This window comes from Ruegeria sp. BG6, assembly GCF_056538465.1.
On the sequence record NZ_JBQFTB010000004.1, the window covers coordinates 87,215 to 104,582 of the forward strand.

General features: G+C 61.6%; 18 protein-coding genes. 10 read left to right on the forward strand and 8 right to left on the reverse strand.

Annotation, left to right across the window (positions count from 1 at the left end; translation table 11 throughout):
- Positions 1-91: 91 nt before the first annotated feature.
- Both ACR0JW_RS09575 and ACR0JW_RS09580 read left to right on the forward strand, forming a co-directional pair.
- Positions 92-904, forward strand: coding sequence for a protein-disulfide reductase DsbD domain-containing protein (locus ACR0JW_RS09575; protein WP_170679622.1), 813 nt, complete (start codon positions 92-94; stop codon positions 902-904).
- Positions 905-911: 7 nt separating this feature from the next.
- Complete coding sequence (locus ACR0JW_RS09580; protein WP_480713846.1) at positions 912-1,346, forward strand: NUDIX hydrolase; 435 nt, start codon at positions 912-914, stop codon at positions 1,344-1,346.
- Here ACR0JW_RS09580 and ACR0JW_RS09585 read toward each other — a convergent pair.
- From ACR0JW_RS09585 to ACR0JW_RS09610, 6 genes are all read right to left on the reverse strand, one after another.
- Positions 1,324-4,725, reverse strand: coding sequence for an efflux RND transporter permease subunit (locus tag ACR0JW_RS09585; protein WP_170679621.1), 3,402 nt, complete (start codon positions 4,723-4,725; stop codon positions 1,324-1,326). The two genes, ACR0JW_RS09580 and ACR0JW_RS09585, sit on opposite strands and share 23 nt — an antisense overlap.
- 5 nt (positions 4,726-4,730) lie before the next feature.
- Positions 4,731-6,185 (reverse strand): RND family efflux transporter, encoded by a 1,455-nt coding sequence (locus ACR0JW_RS09590; RefSeq protein ID WP_170679619.1) that lies wholly within the window; start codon positions 6,183-6,185, stop codon positions 4,731-4,733.
- A 106-nt stretch (positions 6,186-6,291) separates the two neighbouring features.
- Positions 6,292-6,834 carry a molybdenum cofactor biosynthesis protein B gene (gene moaB, locus ACR0JW_RS09595; RefSeq protein ID WP_170679617.1) on the reverse strand — a complete coding sequence of 181 codons (543 nt, stop codon included), beginning with the start codon at positions 6,832-6,834 and terminating at the stop codon, positions 6,292-6,294.
- A gap of 6 nt (positions 6,835-6,840) precedes the next feature.
- Positions 6,841-7,461, reverse strand: a complete 621-nt coding sequence (locus ACR0JW_RS09600; protein ID WP_480713847.1) for a LysE family translocator — start codon at positions 7,459-7,461, stop codon at positions 6,841-6,843.
- On the reverse strand, positions 7,458-8,057 hold the full coding sequence (locus ACR0JW_RS09605; RefSeq protein WP_170679613.1) for a metallophosphoesterase family protein: 600 nt from the start codon (positions 8,055-8,057) through the stop codon (positions 7,458-7,460). The genes ACR0JW_RS09600 and ACR0JW_RS09605 overlap by 4 nt, the downstream gene beginning before the upstream one ends.
- On the reverse strand, positions 8,054-8,821 hold the full coding sequence (locus tag ACR0JW_RS09610; RefSeq protein WP_170679611.1) for a uracil-DNA glycosylase: 768 nt from the start codon (positions 8,819-8,821) through the stop codon (positions 8,054-8,056). The genes ACR0JW_RS09605 and ACR0JW_RS09610 overlap by 4 nt, the downstream gene beginning before the upstream one ends.
- Positions 8,822-9,583: 762 nt before the next feature.
- On the opposite strand from ACR0JW_RS09610, the gene ACR0JW_RS09615 reads away from it, so the two are divergent.
- From ACR0JW_RS09615 to ACR0JW_RS09645, 7 genes are all read left to right on the forward strand, one after another.
- Positions 9,584-10,519, forward strand: a complete 936-nt coding sequence (locus ACR0JW_RS09615) for an aspartate carbamoyltransferase catalytic subunit (protein ID WP_480713848.1) — start codon at positions 9,584-9,586, stop codon at positions 10,517-10,519.
- Positions 10,516-11,034 (forward strand): hypothetical protein, encoded by a 519-nt coding sequence (locus ACR0JW_RS09620; protein ID WP_170679607.1) that lies wholly within the window; start codon positions 10,516-10,518, stop codon positions 11,032-11,034. Before ACR0JW_RS09615 ends, ACR0JW_RS09620 begins: the two co-directional genes overlap by 4 nt.
- A complete protein-coding gene (locus ACR0JW_RS09625) occupies positions 11,019-11,405 on the forward strand; it encodes a hypothetical protein (protein WP_170679604.1) in 387 nt (128 codons plus the stop codon). The genes ACR0JW_RS09620 and ACR0JW_RS09625 overlap by 16 nt, the downstream gene beginning before the upstream one ends.
- The gene (gene pyrC / locus ACR0JW_RS09630; protein ID WP_170679602.1) at positions 11,402-12,682 is read left to right on the forward strand and encodes a dihydroorotase; all 1,281 of its coding nucleotides are present in this window, start codon (positions 11,402-11,404) and stop codon (positions 12,680-12,682) included. The genes ACR0JW_RS09625 and pyrC overlap by 4 nt, the downstream gene beginning before the upstream one ends.
- Positions 12,682-13,287: a glycerol-3-phosphate 1-O-acyltransferase PlsY gene (gene plsY, locus ACR0JW_RS09635; protein ID WP_170679600.1), complete on the forward strand. Its 606-nt coding sequence runs from the start codon at positions 12,682-12,684 to the stop codon at positions 13,285-13,287. Before pyrC ends, plsY begins: the two co-directional genes overlap by 1 nt.
- Entirely contained in the window at positions 13,284-13,565 is a 282-nt protein-coding gene (locus ACR0JW_RS09640) for a hypothetical protein (RefSeq protein WP_480713849.1), read from the forward strand. The genes plsY and ACR0JW_RS09640 overlap by 4 nt, the downstream gene beginning before the upstream one ends.
- 189 nt (positions 13,566-13,754) lie before the next feature.
- Positions 13,755-14,231 carry a YHS domain-containing (seleno)protein gene (locus ACR0JW_RS09645; protein WP_170679775.1) on the forward strand — a complete coding sequence of 159 codons (477 nt, stop codon included), beginning with the start codon at positions 13,755-13,757 and terminating at the stop codon, positions 14,229-14,231.
- 54 nt (positions 14,232-14,285) lie between these two features.
- On the opposite strand, the gene ACR0JW_RS09650 is transcribed toward ACR0JW_RS09645, so the two are convergent.
- A complete protein-coding gene (locus ACR0JW_RS09650) occupies positions 14,286-15,269 on the reverse strand; it encodes a quinone oxidoreductase family protein (protein WP_170824909.1) in 984 nt (327 codons plus the stop codon).
- Positions 15,270-15,459: 190 nt separating this feature from the next.
- On the opposite strand from ACR0JW_RS09650, the gene ACR0JW_RS09655 reads away from it, so the two are divergent.
- Positions 15,460-16,317: a DUF2189 domain-containing protein gene (locus ACR0JW_RS09655; protein ID WP_170614340.1), complete on the forward strand. Its 858-nt coding sequence runs from the start codon at positions 15,460-15,462 to the stop codon at positions 16,315-16,317.
- 37 nt (positions 16,318-16,354) lie between these two features.
- Here ACR0JW_RS09655 and ACR0JW_RS09660 read toward each other — a convergent pair whose 3' ends face one another.
- Positions 16,355-17,341 carry an NAD(P)H-quinone oxidoreductase gene (locus ACR0JW_RS09660; protein ID WP_480713850.1) on the reverse strand — a complete coding sequence of 329 codons (987 nt, stop codon included), beginning with the start codon at positions 17,339-17,341 and terminating at the stop codon, positions 16,355-16,357.
- Positions 17,342-17,368 lie beyond the last annotated feature (27 nt).

A 17,368-nucleotide genomic window follows, 5' to 3' on the forward strand; every position in this document is an offset into this window, starting at 1 on the left:
TGGCAAGGGATCGTCCGACATTTAGCGGTATTTCACCCCAGTGACCGGAACGTGACTTGGATTCGCGCGCCAGAGCGCGCATTTATTTAGTATGCGATCACTTCTCAGACCCGCCGCAGTTGCGCTGACCGCCTGTTTTGCCCTTGCCTCGCCTGCCCTGTCGCAGAGCGCGGGCAAACCTGTGCAACTGGATATTCTGGATGGCGGGCGCACTGCCAACGGTACCTATCTGGGTGCGTTGCGCCTGACCCTGAAAGACGGGTGGAAAACTTACTGGCGCGCGCCGGGCGATGCGGGCATCCCGCCACAGTTCGACTGGAAAGGGTCGCGCAACGTTGGCGACATTTCGATCACCTGGCCTGCGCCGGATGTTTTTGACCAGAACGGGTTGCGCTCGATCGGGTATCAGGATCAGCTGGTCCTTCCGGTCGAGATCACGCCAAAGAATCCTGCCAAACCAGTACGTCTGCGCGGTGAGATGGATCTGGGCGTGTGCAAGGATGTCTGCATCCCCGAGCGGCTGGGTTTCGATCATACTCTGGACAAGAACGCAGGACGCAACCCGGCCATTGCCGCCGCATTGGCACAACGCCCCTATTCCGCCAACGAGGCCCGTGTGGCCAGCGCCAAATGCCACCTGTCGCCCACAAAAGATGGCATGCAAATCGAGGCGCGCATCACCATGCCGTCGGCCGGAGGGACCGAGGTCGCCGTGATCGAGCCGGGCAATCCGGCGTTGTGGGCCGCACATCCCGAAACCCGGCGGCAGGGCGACACGCTGATCGCCCGGACCGAGGTGGTCAATGCATCGGGCAGCCCCTTTGCGCTGGACCGGTCAGCCGTCAGGATCACCGTGCTGGGCAGCAGCCACGCGGTTGACATTCAGGGATGCAGCGCGGGCTGATCCGGTGATGCAATACCCAAAAATCGGCGCTCTGGCCGTTGTTGTGCATCAGGATCGGGTGTTGCTGGTTCAGCGCTCCAAGCAACCGGATGCCGGACTTTGGGGATTTCCCGGCGGCCATGTCGAATGGGGCGAGACCGTGATGCAGGCCGCGCAGCGCGAGCTGCACGAAGAAACATCGGTGATGGCTGAACCTCTGCAGTATCTGGACAATCTGGATCTGCTGCGTCGTGATCCCAACGGGCAGGTTCTGTCGCATTACCTGCTGGTCGGCGTAGCCTGCCGATATCAGGCCGGCGATCCGGTTGCCGGCGATGACGCGATGGACGCGCGCTGGTTTCCCATCGATCAGATCACGCGCGGCGAATTGAATATGAGCGCACGTGTCGCCGACCTGCTGGAGACCGCATTGGACGGGGTCAAGCCCCGATCCGGCCTCTGAGCCGCGTGTAAATCAGACCGGATAGCGCGACGCTCAGCACCAGGATCAGCGCCGCACCAGCAGCGAACACACCCAGTCCCATACGCAGAACCGCAGACCCATCTTCGCCGGGGTAAAAGTCGGCCAGAACGGTCAGCGGCGTGCCCGCGACAGCGGGCCACACCATCGTCACCGCAAACCAGGCCAGCAATGCCAGACCGGTTATGACAATCATCCCTTGCACCACCCTATCCGGCGCGCGCAGGGCGCGACGCATTGAGGTCATCGGACGTGTCACGTCATTCAGAATGGCCAGCAGCGCAGGTACAAGCAACAGAACCAGAAGCATTCCGAACCCAAGACCGTAGACCAGCGTGATCACTGTGGGCTTGAGGAACTGCGCCTGCTGCGAGCCTTCGTACAGCAGCGGAGTGAGACCCAGAACCGTGGTCAAAGTGGTCAGCATCACCGGCCGCAACCTATCGGCTGTGCCTTCGACAATGGACGGAATTAATCCCCTGTCCTGTTGATAGGCGTCGATAGTTGTAACCAGCACGATGGAGTCGTTGATGATTATCCCTGTCATCCCCAGCAGGCCCACGACCGTGAACATGCTAAGCGGTACAGCCCAGATGTAGTGGCCCCAGATGGCGCCCACGAGGCCAAATGGAATGATCGCCATGACCAGCAACGGCCGTGTCCAGCTTGCAAAGACCCAAGCCAGAACCAGATAGATGCCAGTCAGGCACAGGATCAGGCCGGTGCGCGCCTGCGACAGGAAATCATCTTCCTGCTCACTCAGCCCCGACATGCGCCATTCGACCTGCCGCTCGGAGGCGATTTTGGGCAGGATTTCCTGACTGAGGGCGCGTTCGATTTCTGCAGCGCGATCGGGGTCATCTTCGGAGATGTCGCCATTTACCGAGACCACCCGCAAGCCATTCTCGCGCCGGATCGTGGAAAAGCCTGACTTTCGCTGAACCGAAACGATATCGGCCAGCGGTACGTATATCCCTTCGGGCGATCGCATCAGTGTGCGTTCCAGAAAATCGGCCGTCAGTTCGCTTTCGGGCAGTTCAACCCGTATTTCGGCGCTGCGCGGACCATCTGGGAAGGTTGCGGCCTCGATCCCGTTCAGGCGGCTGCGCAGAACCCGGCCCAGCGTTTCAATCCGGAATCCCAGGGCCTGACCCTGTGCTGTGAGTTCCAGGATGAAGTCTTCCTTGTCATAGGCCAGATCGTCCTGCAGCGCCGAAACCTCGGGGTATTTCGACAGTTCGGTCTGCAAACCCTCGGACGCCGATTTGAGCGTGTCGATCTCAGCCCCATAAAACTGGACATCGATCGCATCGCCACCCGGGCCGGACCGCCAGCCGCGAAACGTGACGAGCTCGACCTTGGGATGGCGCGGAACATATTCCTGCAATTCGCCGACAAACTCGAAACTGGAATAGGGGCGCTGATCGGCATCGATCAGTTCGATGGAAATACCCCCCAGCAGCGACCCGTCCTTGCCGTCTGCCGCCGCAAGCCCATAGCCCGGCGTGCCGCCGATCTGGGCCAGCGCATATTCGATGGGATTGCGCCCATGGCGCTCCGCATAGATCTGACCCATCTCTTCGGCGGCCTGCTGCAACATGCGCATCATTTCCAACGTGTCATCCCGCGTCGCCCCTTCGCGCATGATGAAGCTGCCTGTGACCGAACCACGCTCGGGTGCGTTGAAAAAGCGCCAGTTCACATCTCCACGGATAAACAGCGCGACCTGACTGGCCAGAATCACCACCATCACCGCGACAACCACATAGCGGGCCCAGACCACCCAGGCGATCAGTGGTCGGAACAGGTGGTCGCGCACCCAGCGAAACCCTTTGTTCACCACCCGGTTGGGCAGGTCATACCAGTGTTCCTTGGCCGAGTGTTTTATGGCGTGTGCCATATGGTTCGGCAGGATCAGGAAACACTCGATCAGTGAGGCGATCAGGACGGCAATCACGGTAAACGGGACATCGCGGATCAACACGCCAAAGCGCCCACCAACCAGGGTCAGGCCAAAAAAGGCGATAACCGTCGTGACTGTCGCAGCAAAGACGGGCATCGCCATGCGCCGGGCGGCCCGTTCGGCTGCAACCATCGGTGCCTCGCCCAATCGCCGTGCACGGAAATCGGCATGTTCACCGACCACGATGGCGTCATCGACCACAATACCCAGTGTGATGATCAGGCCGAACAGTGAAACCATGTTGATGGACAGCCCGCCGATATACATGAACGCGATCGCGGCGGACATGGCGACGGGAATACCGGCTGCAACCCAGAACGCGATACGCGCATTGAGAAAGAGAAACAGCAGGCAGACCACAAGACCCAGGCCGAGCAAGCCGTTGTCGACAAGAATGTTCAGCCTGTCGGTGATGGCCTGCGCCCGGGTCCGGATCAGTTCGATCGTGACACCATCGGGCAGACTGGCTTGCATTTCGGCGACGACATCCTCGACCCGATGCTGGATGTCGATCGCATCCCCAAGATTCGAGCGATCGACGCGGATCGACATGGCCGGGTCGTCATCGACGAAATAGCTGCGATGACGGGTGACGCCTTCGACGAAAATCCGCGCCACATCGCCGACCACCAGCTTCGCGCCGTCCTCGAACGTGCGCAGCGCAATGCCTTCGATTTCTTCGGGCGTACGTTTTTCTGTGCCGGCTGTGATGCGTGCATTTGCCCCACTTACCAGCCCCGCAGGGCTGGCATTGACCTCAGCCGCAATGGCCGAGGCGATCTCGGACAGGGTGATGTCATTGGCAATCAGCTGCGCGGTTGGCACCTCGACCACCACACGCGGCGCGGCAATGCCGCGGATCGATGTGCGGGTCACACCGGCTGCGAACAGGCGGCTGATCAGCTCATCGGTGAAGTTCGCAAGCTGTTCGGTCCCGACCGGTCCGGTCAGTACAACGTCCGTGACGCGATCCCGCCAGGCGCCGCGCCGGATTATGGGCTCGTCAGCGTCGTCCGGCAGATCGGTCACAGCGTCAACGGCGGTGCGCACCTCCTCGACGGCCCGGGCCATGTCCCAGTCCGGTTCGAATTCCATCCGGATGCGCGAATGTCCGGGATGCGAACTGGATTCGGTGCTGGTCACGCCCTCGACAGCCAGCAGGGCCGGTTCCAGAACCCTGACGATGGCACTGTCCATATCCTCGGGGCCGGCCTGATCCCAGTTGACGGTGACGTCCACCCGTTCCAGCACCACATCGGGAAAGAACTGCGCCCGCATGTTCGGAATCGCGGCGGCGCCCAGAACCAACATCACCAGCAGCAAAAGATTGGCCACGGTCCGGTGCCGGATGAAGTAGCTCAGGATACCGCCTGCCGCACCGGGGATTTCGCGCATCATGACGCTTATCCCCCTGTCGGGCTTTCAAGACGGCGCACCAGCGATGCAGGCACTTTCGCCTCGCTCAACTGGCCCAGCACGCGGGCCTTGGCGTCCTGCGACATGCCTGCACTGGCTTCGACCTGCGCCACAAACTGCGCGCGTTGTTCATCCGACAACTCGACCATATCCGTGTCCGATTGCGCCCGGGCTTCGGCCCGCAAGGGGCGCACACGTACGCCTGCGCCCAGCAACGGGGTGCGCCCGATCACCACCTCGCGCCCTTCCAGCCCCTGCCCGCGCAACAGCACCTCATCGCCCTGTCGGCGAATCAATTGCACAGGCAGCGCCTCAAGCCGGTCGCCATCACCCAGCACCAGTACGGTGCCAAACGCATCAAGGGCCGTCGACGGCATGCGAACAACATTCTCGACGGGTTGTTCCTCGACCGAGACCGTTACGAAGTCACCGGGTTTGAAACCAAACGCATCATTCAGGCGGGCATAAATCAACCGACCGGTCTGCCCTTCCCCCGCCGATCCGCTGTCGCGGCTGATCCGGCCAAGGGCGACCAGGTCAGTGCCGGTCACTTCCAGCGACACGGAAACGGGGGCTTTGATCAGCTCGCCCCGCGCGTCCAGCAGGCGCACATACTGTGCGGTCGACACCCGAAACGCCACTTCCAGCGCGTCCGGATCGACCAGTTCGGCCAGTTTTTCATTGGCCGTCACCAATCGGCCCTCGACCAGTGTGACATCGGTCAGCGTGCCGCCAAACCGGGCGCGAATCGTCATGTCGTCCAGATCCCGCTCGGCCGCTTCCAAGGCGATCCGCGCGCGGGCCAGCAACGTGGTGGCCTGATCGACACGGGATTCGGCCTGCGCCAGTGCGATCCGCCGGGCCAGAACCGATTGCTGAGCCGACGCTGCGGCCAGTTCAGCCTCTTCCACGCTGGCGGCGGCACCAACGCCACGGCTTTGCAGATCCTTCTGGCGCTGCAGGGCGCGTCCGCGCAACTCTGCCTGAGCTTCGGCCGAGTTCAACTCGTCCTGCGCCAGCAGCAGCGACCGTTCGGCATCGCGCTCTTCGAACTGGGCATCCAGCAGATCGGACTTGGCACGGTCCAGCGCCGATTGCGCATCGGCGGGGTCCAGTTCAACCAGCACCTCGCCAGCGGACACAACGCCGCCATCTTCAAATTCCTCGGCCAGGGACACAACCCGCCCACCCAGAGCCGCGCGCAACTCAAGCCTGCGGCGGCTTTGCACTTCGCCAAATGCATCCAGATAGGGGATTACCGTTTCCACCAGCGCGGGTTTGACGCTGACCGCAAACACCCTCTCCTGCGCTGGCGGGCGGTTTTCGTCCCTGGTCAGCACATCCTGCAGCGCATTTGCGATCATCTGTGCAGCCACAAACAACAGGGCCAGCGTCAGGGACGCCAGAAAGACACCGACAAGGCTTTGCCTCAGAAATCGCATCAATCATTCACCCAAGTTGCAAAAAGCTGCCATACGCGAAATGTAGCTGGACCGGAAAATAAGCCAAGCCACAAGGCGGTTATAAGGACTTGAACGTATGGCCAGTCTACTTCCGTCGCAGATGTTCGTCCAATCGAGGCATTATTTCCACAAAATTGCAGGGGCGATGCCGGTAATCGAACTGTTTTTCCAAAATCCCGTCCCAGGCGTCCTTGCACGCGCCGGGACTACCGGGGAGGGCAAACAAATAGGTCCCGCCCGCCACGCCGCCTGTTGCGCGCGACTGAACAGCCGAAGTGCCGATCTTTTCCATCGAGATGATGGTGAAGACGGTTCCAAACGCCTCGATTTCCTTTTCATAGACGTCTCGATGCGCCTCGACCGTGACATCGCGCCCCGTCAGGCCGGTCCCCCCGGTCGACAGGACAACGTCAATATCGGGCTCGGCGATCCAGGCGCGCAGCTGATCTGCGATCTGGCTGCGCTCATCCGGCAGGATTTTGCGGTCGGCAAGGGTGTGGCCGGCCCGTTCAATCCGGTCGACCAGGGTCTGGCCGGAACGGTCTTCCTCGATCGAGCGCGTATCTGACACGGTCAGAACGGCGATACGGACCGGGATGAACTCCATGGTTTCATCAATGCGTGACATTTGGCGTCAGGCCCTTTCCATGATGGCAAGCCGGATCGCCAGAGCGGTGAAGATGCCGCCACTGACCCAGCCCAGAATACTGGACGCGCGCGGGCTGTTGATCAGCATTTGACCCGCGCCCCCGGCAAACACGCCCACCAGCCCGTTGATAAAGAACCCGCCGATGGAAATGATCGCCCCGAAGATCAGGAATTGCAGCAGAACGGACCCCGAGGCGGGGTTTACGAATTGCGGAATAAAGGCGAGGACAAACAGAATGACCTTCGGGTTGGTCAGGTTGACCAGAAACCCGTCGCGAAAGGCATAGCGTGTCGGTTTTGCCGGACCTTCGGCCGAAATCGCGCCGTGCCGTATCGCACCCCATGCCAGATACAGCAGATAGGCGACACCCAGCCAGCGGATCGCGTCGAACACCCACGGAACAGCGGCAACAAGCGCGCCCAATCCCAGTCCGGCCAGCGAAACATGGATCATCGAACCCATCGAAATTCCGGCGCTGGCGGCAATCGCGGGCTTTGTGCCGGATCGCAGCCCCTGCCCGAAACAGAACATCATATCCGCACCCGGCGTGAGGTTCAGTGCGATGGCCGCAGGCACAAAGGCCAGCAGCGTCAGGGTCTCGATCATGCGCGGACCTCGAACCAGTTGACTTGCGGACCGAGATTGGCGACCTGCGACCGGCCGATCGAACCGCGATACCCCCAGCTGTCATGGATATGGCCACCAAGCACCAACGCGGGCTGAATCCGTTCTATTGCATTCCGGATGGCCGTTGACCCGACAGAAAGCCCCTGAGATGTCTTATCGCCGTACCCTTTCGGCGGTGAATGCGCGATCAGGATGTCTGTCCCGACGCATCGTGCCAGCATTTCGGTCGCATCGCCTTCGGTCATGTCACAGGACCAGTCGCCAAAAGGCGTAACCGGCACGCCGTAGCCCAGACCGAACAGCCGCAGCCCGTCGACGGTCATCCCGGACCCGTGCAGCACATGCACCCCGTCGGGGACGGCATCTGCCAGCTCCTCCGCGCTTTCGGCATTGCCCGGCACCAGAACCATCGGTGCCGCGATACCGGACAGCATGGCCATCGCTTCGTCCAGACCCTGACGCATGTTGCAGTAATCCCCGGCCCCGATCACCAGATCGGCCTCTGCACTGGCCGCAACCAGATCGGCGGCGCGGTTGCGCGCCATATGCAGGTCCGAGAACGCCAGTATTTTCATCGCTTCGCCTCCAGCCACGCCCTGAGTTCCAGCAGATCGGCCCAGGCCTGCCGCTTCATCTGCGGCTGCCGCAGCAGATAGGCGGGGTGAAACATTGGTATGACCGGCAGATCCAGCGCCTGTTCCCATTTCCCGCGCAGCCGCGTGATGCCGCGTTTGCCCAGCACGGCCTGACAGCTGATATTGCCCATCACCACAAGAACCTCAGGATTTGCCAATACAATATGACGTTGCAGAAACGGCTTCATCATGCCGATTTCCTCGGGCTTCGGATCACGGTTCTGCGGCGGGCGCCATGGCAGCACGTTCGTGATATAGACATTCTCGGCCCGGTTCAGATCAATGGCAGCCAGCATCCGGTCCAGCAATTGCCCGGCGCGACCCACAAACGGCTTGCCTTCGCGATCCTCATCCCGGCCCGGCGCCTCGCCTATGATCATCACCCGCGCGCCCGGGGTGCCATCCGCGAACACCAGATGCCGCGCGCCCCGCTTAAGGTCGCACAGATCGAACGCATCCATCGTTGCGCGCAATTCCGGCAGCGACCCTGCCCCGCGCGCGGCCTTTTCAGCAACCGCAATTGGGTCCGCCTGTCGCGGCTTTTCTTGCGACGAATGTTCAACAACCTGTTTCCGGGCCTTCGGCGCTGTATCCGGCAAGGCATAGCGGTCAACCGGCGCGTCACCGATAGCGTCGGTGACGCCCAGTTCAACCTGCCATTCCAGCAGGGCGCGCGCGGTATGATGGTCCATTGCCGATTCCATGCCTCATAATCTAACCAGCTTTGGCCCGAGGGAAAGCGAATAGACCTTGCCATGGCACCCGGTCGCACCGACGATGGCCATGTTCATGCTGATTGCTCTGAGATATCTCCTGCTCCTCCTGCTGTTCAACGTCTTTGGCAGCGGACCGGCCATGGCAACCTTTCACGACAAGCACGGGCAGTGCCGCGCAGGGCAGTTCCAATGCGGCAGCACCTGCTGCAGCGGAGGACAGCGGTGCAGCTTTGACGGCCACTGCATCCGGGCAGGCGGAACCTATTGCGGCGGGGGCCGGTCTTGCGGGCCATTTGAACGCTGCGTGGCAGGCGGCACCCGCTGTGCGCCTGCAGGGGCAAACAAATGCACGTCGCGCCTTGATTGTCCAAGCAACAGTTTCTGCAACGGGCGCGGAGAATGCGAACGGATCACGCCCGATTTCAACCCCGGGCTGCCAAGCGCCTGCGACGACGGAAATGTCTGTTCTGCGGGATCGTCCTGTCTGCCGGCTGGCGGTTGCTCCCGTCCGGGCTGGTTCTTGTGCGAAAAAACCGGATCGCAGTGCCGTCCCGGCTTCAAATGCTCCAGAAATCAGGGCTGTGTGCCGGTCCGGGCCATCGATTGCGGTTATGGCAAATGGTGCAAACCCGGCGAGCAGTGCCTGCCGAAAGGCGGGTGCGAGAAACTGCCCGAGAGCACTGATCCTTAGGTTGCCTTGCGCTGCCTGGCTTCTTATAAGCGGCCCGATTGTCAGACAGGAGCCCGCCCATGCGTTTCGCCCATCGTCACCTTCTTGGCATCGAGCATCTGTCGCAATCCGATATCACCGCCATTCTGGATCTGGCCGAGAAATACGTCGACATGAATCGCCTGTCGTCGAAACACTCGGATGTGCTGGCGGGGCTGACCCAGATTAACATGTTCTTCGAGAACTCGACCCGCACGCAGGCAAGCTTCGAGATTGCGGGCAAGCGGCTGGGCGCGGATGTGATGAACATGGCGATGCAGGCCAGTTCGATCAAAAAGGGCGAGACGCTGATTGATACAGCTATGACACTGAACGCGATGCATCCCGATCTGCTGGTGGTGCGGCACCCGCATTCCGGCGCGGTCGATCTGCTGGCGCAGAAGGTGAACTGCGCCGTGCTGAACGCGGGCGACGGGCGGCACGAGCACCCGACGCAGGCGCTGCTGGATGCGCTGACGATCCGGCGCGCCAAGGGCCGGCTACACCGTCTGAACATCGCCATTTGCGGAGACGTGGCCCATTCCCGTGTGGCCCGCTCGAACCTGATCCTGCTGGGCAAGATGGAGAACCGCATCCGCCTGATCGGCCCGCCGACGCTGGTGCCTGCGCAATTCGCCGAGTTCGGAGCCGAAATCTACGACGACATGAACGAGGGCCTGAAAGATGTCGACGTGGTCATGATGCTGCGCCTTCAGAAAGAGCGGATGGATGGCGGCTTTATCCCCTCGGAACGGGAATACTACCATCGCTACGGGCTGGACGCCGCCAAGCTGGCGCTGGCAAAACCCGACGCGATCGTCATGCACCCCGGCCCGATGAACCGTGGCGTCGAGATCGACGGCACACTGGCCGATGACATCAACCGGTCCGTCATTCAGGAACAGGTCGAGATGGGCGTCGCGGTGCGGATGGCCGCAATGGAATTGCTGGCCCGCAACCTGCGCGAGGCCGCATGAGCGATCTGACTGTCGCCCCCCACGAACGCGGCGTGCTCCGCCTGTTTGCACTGGATATGCGCCCGGAAGAGGCAAAGTTTCTGCGGGAAACCGGCGCCGCAGATCAGGTATTGGGGGTGCCGGGGCTGGACCCGGAACAGATCGACGTCTTCCCGGTTTCGGATCTCGAGGACCTCGGGCTGTATGGTTATCTGAGAGAAGGCTGCGGCGTCTCTGCCGACCAACTGGACCGCGCCGCGTTGGACGCAATCGAAGGCTGGGTGATGGTCGTGCGCAGTGCCGCCTTTGGCGACCGCCCGGTAACACTGACGCCGGACCCGAGGCTGCACCTGACCGGTCTTTATACTGAAGAGGCCACCAACTGGGCCGGCGGACCGATCGAGACCGAAAGCGCGAAACCGTTCTCGGCGCCTCAGGCCGCCCCTGTTGATGACAAGCCACGCCGTATGGGATCGGCCATTCTGGCTCTGGTGATCTTTCTGGTTATCGGAGGCGCTTTGTGGCTGATCCTGTAAGTTTCGCACCGGACAAAGGCGCCTATATCCGCACCAACGCCTGGCTCGCTGCCGGGGCCATGGCGTGTGCGATGCTGGTTCTCTGGCTGATCGGCAACCCCTACGTCTGGACCGGCGCACCCGCCGGGCTTGCCGCCATCGGTATCCGCGCCTGGTATCTGGCCTCCGAAGAACTGGTTGCCACATGGCAGATGACGGATACCATCCTGACCGGCCCCGGCCCCCGCAATGTGCCACTGAACCAGATTGATGCGGTCAACGTCATGGGCAGCTTCGTCCAGATCGTCACCAAAAGCGGTGACAAACATCTGATCAAATACCAGGCAGACCCTGCCGCCACCAAAGCCGCAATCGAAAGGGCCATTTCATGAGCACCGTTCTCTTCTCAAACGCCCGCCTGATCGACCCCGAGGCCGGAACCGATGCAACCGGGTGGCTGCAGGTCGCCGAGGGTCGGATTGTGGCGCGCGGAGAGGGGCAGGCACCGGTTTGCGACTCCCAAATCATCGACTGCGGCGGGCAATGCCTGGCCCCCGGAATCGTCGATATCGGCGTCAAGGTCTGCGAACCGGGTGAACGGCACAAGGAAAGCTATAAATCCGCAGGTCTGGCCACGGCAGCCGGTGGCGTGACCACCATGGTCACCCGGCCCGACACCAGCCCCGCCATCGACACGCCGGAAACGTTGGAATTCGTCACCCGCCGGGCACAGGCCGATACACCGGTTAACGTGCTGCCGATGGCCGCCCTGACCAAGGGCCGCGAGGGCCGCGAAATGACCGAGATCGGTTTCCTGCAAGACGCAGGAGCCGTTGCGTTCACCGATTGCGATCACGTTATCGCCAATACCAAAGTGTTCTCTCGCGCGTTGACCTACGCGAAATCCTGCGGCGCACTGGTCATCGCGCATCCGCAGGAACCAGGCTTGAGCGCCGGGGCCGCCGCGACCAGCGGCAAGTTCGCTGCCCTGCGCGGCCTGCCCGCCGTATCGCCAATGGCCGAGCGGATGGGGCTGGACCGCGACATCGCCCTGCTGGAAATGACCGGTGCAAAATACCACGCCGACCAGATCACCACCGCCCGCGCCCTACCCGCGCTGGAACGCGCCAAGCGCAATGGGCTGGACGTCACTGCGGGCACTTCGATCCATCATCTGACGCTGAACGAACTGGACGTGGCCGACTACCGTACCTTCTTCAAGGTCAAACCCCCGCTGCGGTCCGAAGACGACCGGCTGGCGGTGATCGAGGCGCTGCGCACCGGGTTGATCGACACGATCAGCTCGATGCACACGCCGCAGGACGAAGAAAGCAAGCGTCTGCCGTTTGAAGAAGCCGCCTCGGGCGCGGTGGCGCTGGAAACACTGCTGCCCGCCGCGCTGCGCCTTTATCATGCCGAGCAGCTGGACCTGCCGACGCTGTTTCGCGCCATGGCCCTGAACCCGGCGAAACGGTTGGGCCTGGAGTGCGGTCGCCTGTCCGAAGGCGCACCGGCCGATCTGGTGCTGTTCGATCCCGATGTCCCCTTTGTGCTGGACCGGTTCGCCCTGAAGTCCAAGTCGCAGAACACACCGTTTGACGGCCAGCGGATGCAGGGTAAGGTCACAGCGACTTTTGTCGCTGGCAAAGAAGTTTACCGGAGAACCTGATGCCCCTGATCGACAGCACCATGACCCAACTGATCCTGTGGGCCGTGATCGGTTACCTTATGGGGTCCGTTCCCTTCGGCATGATCATCGCCAGGGTCATGGGGCTGGGCAACTTGCGCAGTATCGGGTCCGGCAATATCGGCGCCACCAATGTTCTGCGCACCGGCAACAAGGCCGCCGCCGCGCTAACCCTGATTTTCGATGCGGCCAAAGGGGCGGTGGCTGTTCTGCTGGCACGTTCACTGGCCGGAGAAGACGCAGCCCAGATTGCCGCCCTGACCGCTTTTCTGGGACATTGCTTTCCGGTCTGGCTGGGCTTCAAGGGCGGCAAGGGTGTCGCGACCTTTCTGGGCCTGTGGCTGGCACTGGACTGGCGGGTCGGGGTTGCCTGCTGTCTGAGCTGGCTTGTGGCGGCGGCGATCTGGAGGATCTCCTCGGTTGGCGCGCTTGCGGCGGCGGCCCTGCTGACGGTCTGGATCGTTGTTCTGACGGATGGCGCGAGTTTCATTCTGGGGATAATCCTGACCCTGCTGGTCTATTGGCGGCACAGTGCCAACGTCGCGCGTATCAAGGCCGGGACCGAGCCGAAAATCGGCAAATCGTGACCCCGCCAGACGAATTTCTGAACGCATTCTTTGCCCTGCCCATAGGCACTTTCACCGGGACAAGCCGCGACGGGCGTTATGTCGTGTGCCGCCAGACCGTGGCGAAAGGTAAGTCGCACAAGCCGGTGGCGCATCAGCTGGGCGGCACAGATTACATCAGCCTGAACCTGTATCAGACCAAGAACAGCGGTGCGCTGCTCCGGCCCTGCGAGATGTCTGCAGCCAAGGTGATCGCGTTCACGATGGCGCTGGTGCCCGATCCGCAACCGGTCGGCTGAAACCTTCGTTCCCGCACATCACCTATTCATAACCGCACAATCACAATTGATTGCTTTGAACGTGAACAGCCCGCTTCCCAACTGGGATGTTGTGACGGCCAATTACCGACCGCACAGGACAAAATCACGAGGGAAACCAAGGTGCAATTCCAACGCCATCTGGTGACCCGGTTCACGAAAGGTGAAGCAATGAACAAGATCAAATCCCTTATCGGCGGCGTCGCGCTGTCTGTTGCAATTGCAAGCTCGGCCATGGCGGCGGGTGTTGAACTGAACGCAAGTTCGACCGGCCTCGCCCTGCAGGGCTACGACCCGGTGGCCTATTTCACCGCAGGTGAAGCGACCAAAGGCGACTACCGCATCACCGCACTGCACAACGAAGCGCTGTACCGCTTCTCCTCGGAAGAAAACAAAGCCGCATTCGAAGAGAACCCAGAGGCTTACCTGCCGGCATATGGCGGCTACTGCGCCTTCGGCACGGCCATGGGCTTCAAGTTCGACGGTGATCCGAACTACTGGAAAATCGTTGACAACAAGCTGTACCTGAACCTGTCGGCGGACATCCAGGAACGCTGGGAAGGCGACATCCCGGGCTTCAACGAAAAAGCGGACGCGAACTGGGAAACCATCGCTCATAAAACCCCTGCTGAACTGCAGCAGCAGTAATTTTCTGATCCTTTCAGAACAAACGGCGGCGGAGATTTCCGCCGCCATTTGCGTTCAGGGTTCAAGAACCGTGCTGCCGGTCGTCTGGCGCGCCTCCAGCGCCCGATGCGCATCGGCGACCTGTGACAGGGCAAAGCGCTGATCGATGTGCAGCCTGACTTCCCGGCCTTCGACCTTGCCGAACAGACGCCGGGCCATGGCCTGGCATACCGAATGATCCGCGATGTGGGTGAACAAGGTCGGGCGGGTGATCTTCAGCGAGCCTTTACGGCCGAGTATGCCGATATCCACCGGTGGCACCGGTCCGGACGCATTGCCGAACGAGATCATCATGCCCAATGGTTTCAAGCAATCCAGAGAACCTTCGAACGTATCCGCGCCGATTGAATCCATGACCGCGTCCACCCCCTTGCCGTGGGTGATCTCGGCCACGCGTTCGGCAAAATTTTCGGTCCGGTAATTGATACATTCGGCGGCCCCGTTGAACCTGGCCAACTGGCATTTTTCATCCGTGCCCGCCGTGCCGATCAGGGTGATGCCCTCGGACTTGGCCCACTGGCAGGCGATCAGTCCCACCCCGCCGGCGGCAGCGTGAAACAACACCGTGTCGCCGCGTTTCAGGGGCGTCGTCCGGTGAAACAGATATTCGACCGTCATCCCTTTGAGCATCAAGGCAGCGGCGGCATCGAACGGAATGCTGTCGGGCAGCGGGCAGACCTGCGCCGCCGGCATCACGCGCGCCTCGCAATAGGCGCCCGGGGGAGCCGCTGCGTAAGCGGCACGCTGACCGGGTTGTAGGTGGCTCACGCCCTCGCCGACGGCCTCAACGACCCCTGCGGCCTCCATGCCAAGGGCGTGCGGAAGTTCCAGCGGATAAAGGCCGGTCCGCTGATAGACATCGATGAAATTCAACCCACAGGCGTGATGCCGAATGCGAATCTCTCCCGGACCGGGATCGCCCACGGGCCTGTCTTCGATTCGCAGAACCTCGGGGCCGCCGGTTTCATGAATGACCACGGTACGTGCTGTTTGCTGCATGCTCACCTCCTTGCGCCTGCAACAAAGCTAACATGACTGAGGCACAGAGCAATTGACCTGTCTCAGAATTATGGCGGCGTAAAAGGAGATACTGTGCTATAGTGATTTCAAACGTTGTCGGCTGATCCGGCCACGACCCCCTGCGCCGGACATGATCCGAGACGCAACCTCGTTAGGGGAGGGGATGAGTATGGCAAAAACAATCGGTAATCCAATCAGCTGGGCCGCCAGAAACATCAGTGCGTCCGGCGATCATATATCGGAAAGCGTATCGCGGATCGGAAGCGCCGATACCAAGCACCTGCCGGTGGTTCAGACACTGACACTTCAGGACCTGCGTTCCTGCCTGAAAGCCGGATATCAGGACTTTCTGGAAACGCGCGCCGACGCGATCTTCGTGGTGCTGATCTACCCGATTGCCGGGCTTCTGATGGTCGGCTTCGGGCTGAACATGAACATGGTGCCACTGCTGGCGCCCCTGATCGCGGGCTTTGCCCTGATCGGCCCGGTCGCGGCCGTGGGTCTGTACGAAATCAGCCGCAAGCGCGAACAGGGCGAAGTGGTTCAATGGCTGGACGCGTTCGGTGTTTTCCGGTCGCCGTCCTTCGGTGCCATATTGGCGCTTGGCTTCTACCTGGTCATGTTGCTGCTGATCTGGCTGATGGCCGCACAAGCTATCTATGCACAGACGCTGGGGCCGGAACCGCCCGCCTCTCTGAGTGTGTTTGCAACGCAGGTGTTCACAACCGGCGCAGGCTGGACCATGATCGTTGTCGGAACCGCCGTCGGTTTCCTGTTTGCGCTTGTCGCCCTGGCGATTAGTGTTGTCAGCTTTCCGCTTCTGCTGGACAAGCAGGTCGGGCTACCGGTGGCTGTGGTAACATCCTTCCGCGTGACGCGCCAAAACCCGGGTGTGGTGTTGACCTGGGGCTTCATCGTCGCGGCCCTGCTTATTCTGGGGGCCATCCCGATGCTGCTGGGCCTGATCGTGGTGATGCCGGTTCTGGGCCATTCGACCTGGCATCTGTATCGTCGGGCCATCGCCTGACGCGGTCGCGCGCGGGGCACCCCCGCGCGCTGTTCCATTAGCCTGCGACGTTCAGAACGATCTTGCCGATATGGCCCGAGCTTTCCATGCGCGCATGCGCTGCCACCGCTTCGGCCAAGGCAAACTCGCTGTCCATCACAGGTGAGATCTTTCCGGCATCCAGAAGCGGCCAGACCGCCTCGCGCAAGTCCTGCGCGATCTTTGCCTTGGCCAGATCGCTTTGCGGGCGCAGGGTGCTTCCGGTCAGGGTCAGGCGTTTCACCATCATCATGGCAAAGTTCAGCTCGACTTTCGGACCCTGCAGGAACGCGATCTGCACGAGACGTCCATCCTCGGCCAACGCCTTGACGTTGCGCGGGATGTAATCACCCCCCACCATATCGAGGATCAGATTCGCCCCGCCTTCGACCCGCATCGCCGCCACGAAATCTTCGTCCCGGTAGTTGATCGCCTTTTCTGCCCCCAGCCGGACACAGGCTTCGCATTTCTCGGCAGATCCGGCTGTTGCAAAGACCCGTGCGCCAAAGGCATTGGCCAACTGGATCGCCGTTGTGCCAATTCCGCTGGATCCGCCATGGACCAAAAACCGCTCGCCTGCTTTCAGCCCGCCGCGCGTGAAGACGTTGGACCAGACGGTGAAGAAGGTTTCGGGCAGGCATGCGGCTTCTTTCATGCCCATACCATTTGGCACAGGCAGACAATGGGCGGCGGGCGTGGCGACATATTCGGCGTAACCACCGCCTGGCAGAAGCGCGCAGACCTGATCGCCGAGTGACAGCCCTTCAACCCCTGATCCGATGGAAACCACTTCGCCGGAAGCTTCCAGGCCCGGCAGATCACTGGCGCCCGGAGGGGGATCGTATGCACCTGCGCGCTGCAGCGCGTCGGGGCGGTTCACCCCGGCATAGGCGACCTTCAGGATTACCTGACCATTGGTCGGTTTCGGAATCGGGCGTTCGGTCAATCGCAGAACATCCGGGCCGCCAGGCTCGGATATTTCAACGGCGCGCATCGTCTGGGTCATGGGCAAATCTCCTTTGCCCAATGCCTA

Excerpts from the sequence above, each read along its gene's own strand:
- ACR0JW_RS09575 (WP_170679622.1), top strand. The coding sequence starts at position 92 with ATGCGATCACTTCTCAGACCCGCCGCAGTTGCGCTGACCGCCTGTTTT.
- ACR0JW_RS09580 (WP_480713846.1), top strand. The coding sequence starts at position 912 with ATGCAATACCCAAAAATCGGCGCTCTGGCCGTTGTTGTGCATCAGGAT.
- ACR0JW_RS09585 (WP_170679621.1), bottom strand. The coding sequence starts at position 4,725 with ATGATGCGCGAAATCCCCGGTGCGGCAGGCGGTATCCTGAGCTACTTC.
- ACR0JW_RS09590 (WP_170679619.1), bottom strand. The coding sequence starts at position 6,185 with ATGCGATTTCTGAGGCAAAGCCTTGTCGGTGTCTTTCTGGCGTCCCTG.
- moaB (WP_170679617.1), bottom strand. The coding sequence starts at position 6,834 with ATGTCACGCATTGATGAAACCATGGAGTTCATCCCGGTCCGTATCGCC.
- ACR0JW_RS09600 (WP_480713847.1), bottom strand. The coding sequence starts at position 7,461 with ATGATCGAGACCCTGACGCTGCTGGCCTTTGTGCCTGCGGCCATCGCA.
- ACR0JW_RS09605 (WP_170679613.1), bottom strand. The coding sequence starts at position 8,057 with ATGAAAATACTGGCGTTCTCGGACCTGCATATGGCGCGCAACCGCGCC.
- ACR0JW_RS09610 (WP_170679611.1), bottom strand. The coding sequence starts at position 8,821 with ATGGAATCGGCAATGGACCATCATACCGCGCGCGCCCTGCTGGAATGG.
- ACR0JW_RS09615 (WP_480713848.1), top strand. The coding sequence starts at position 9,584 with ATGCGTTTCGCCCATCGTCACCTTCTTGGCATCGAGCATCTGTCGCAA.
- ACR0JW_RS09620 (WP_170679607.1), top strand. The coding sequence starts at position 10,516 with ATGAGCGATCTGACTGTCGCCCCCCACGAACGCGGCGTGCTCCGCCTG.
- pyrC (WP_170679602.1), top strand. The coding sequence starts at position 11,402 with ATGAGCACCGTTCTCTTCTCAAACGCCCGCCTGATCGACCCCGAGGCC.
- plsY (WP_170679600.1), top strand. The coding sequence starts at position 12,682 with ATGCCCCTGATCGACAGCACCATGACCCAACTGATCCTGTGGGCCGTG.
- ACR0JW_RS09645 (WP_170679775.1), top strand. The coding sequence starts at position 13,755 with ATGAACAAGATCAAATCCCTTATCGGCGGCGTCGCGCTGTCTGTTGCA.
- ACR0JW_RS09650 (WP_170824909.1), bottom strand. The coding sequence starts at position 15,269 with ATGCAGCAAACAGCACGTACCGTGGTCATTCATGAAACCGGCGGCCCC.
- ACR0JW_RS09655 (WP_170614340.1), top strand. The coding sequence starts at position 15,460 with ATGGCAAAAACAATCGGTAATCCAATCAGCTGGGCCGCCAGAAACATC.
- ACR0JW_RS09660 (WP_480713850.1), bottom strand. The coding sequence starts at position 17,341 with ATGACCCAGACGATGCGCGCCGTTGAAATATCCGAGCCTGGCGGCCCG.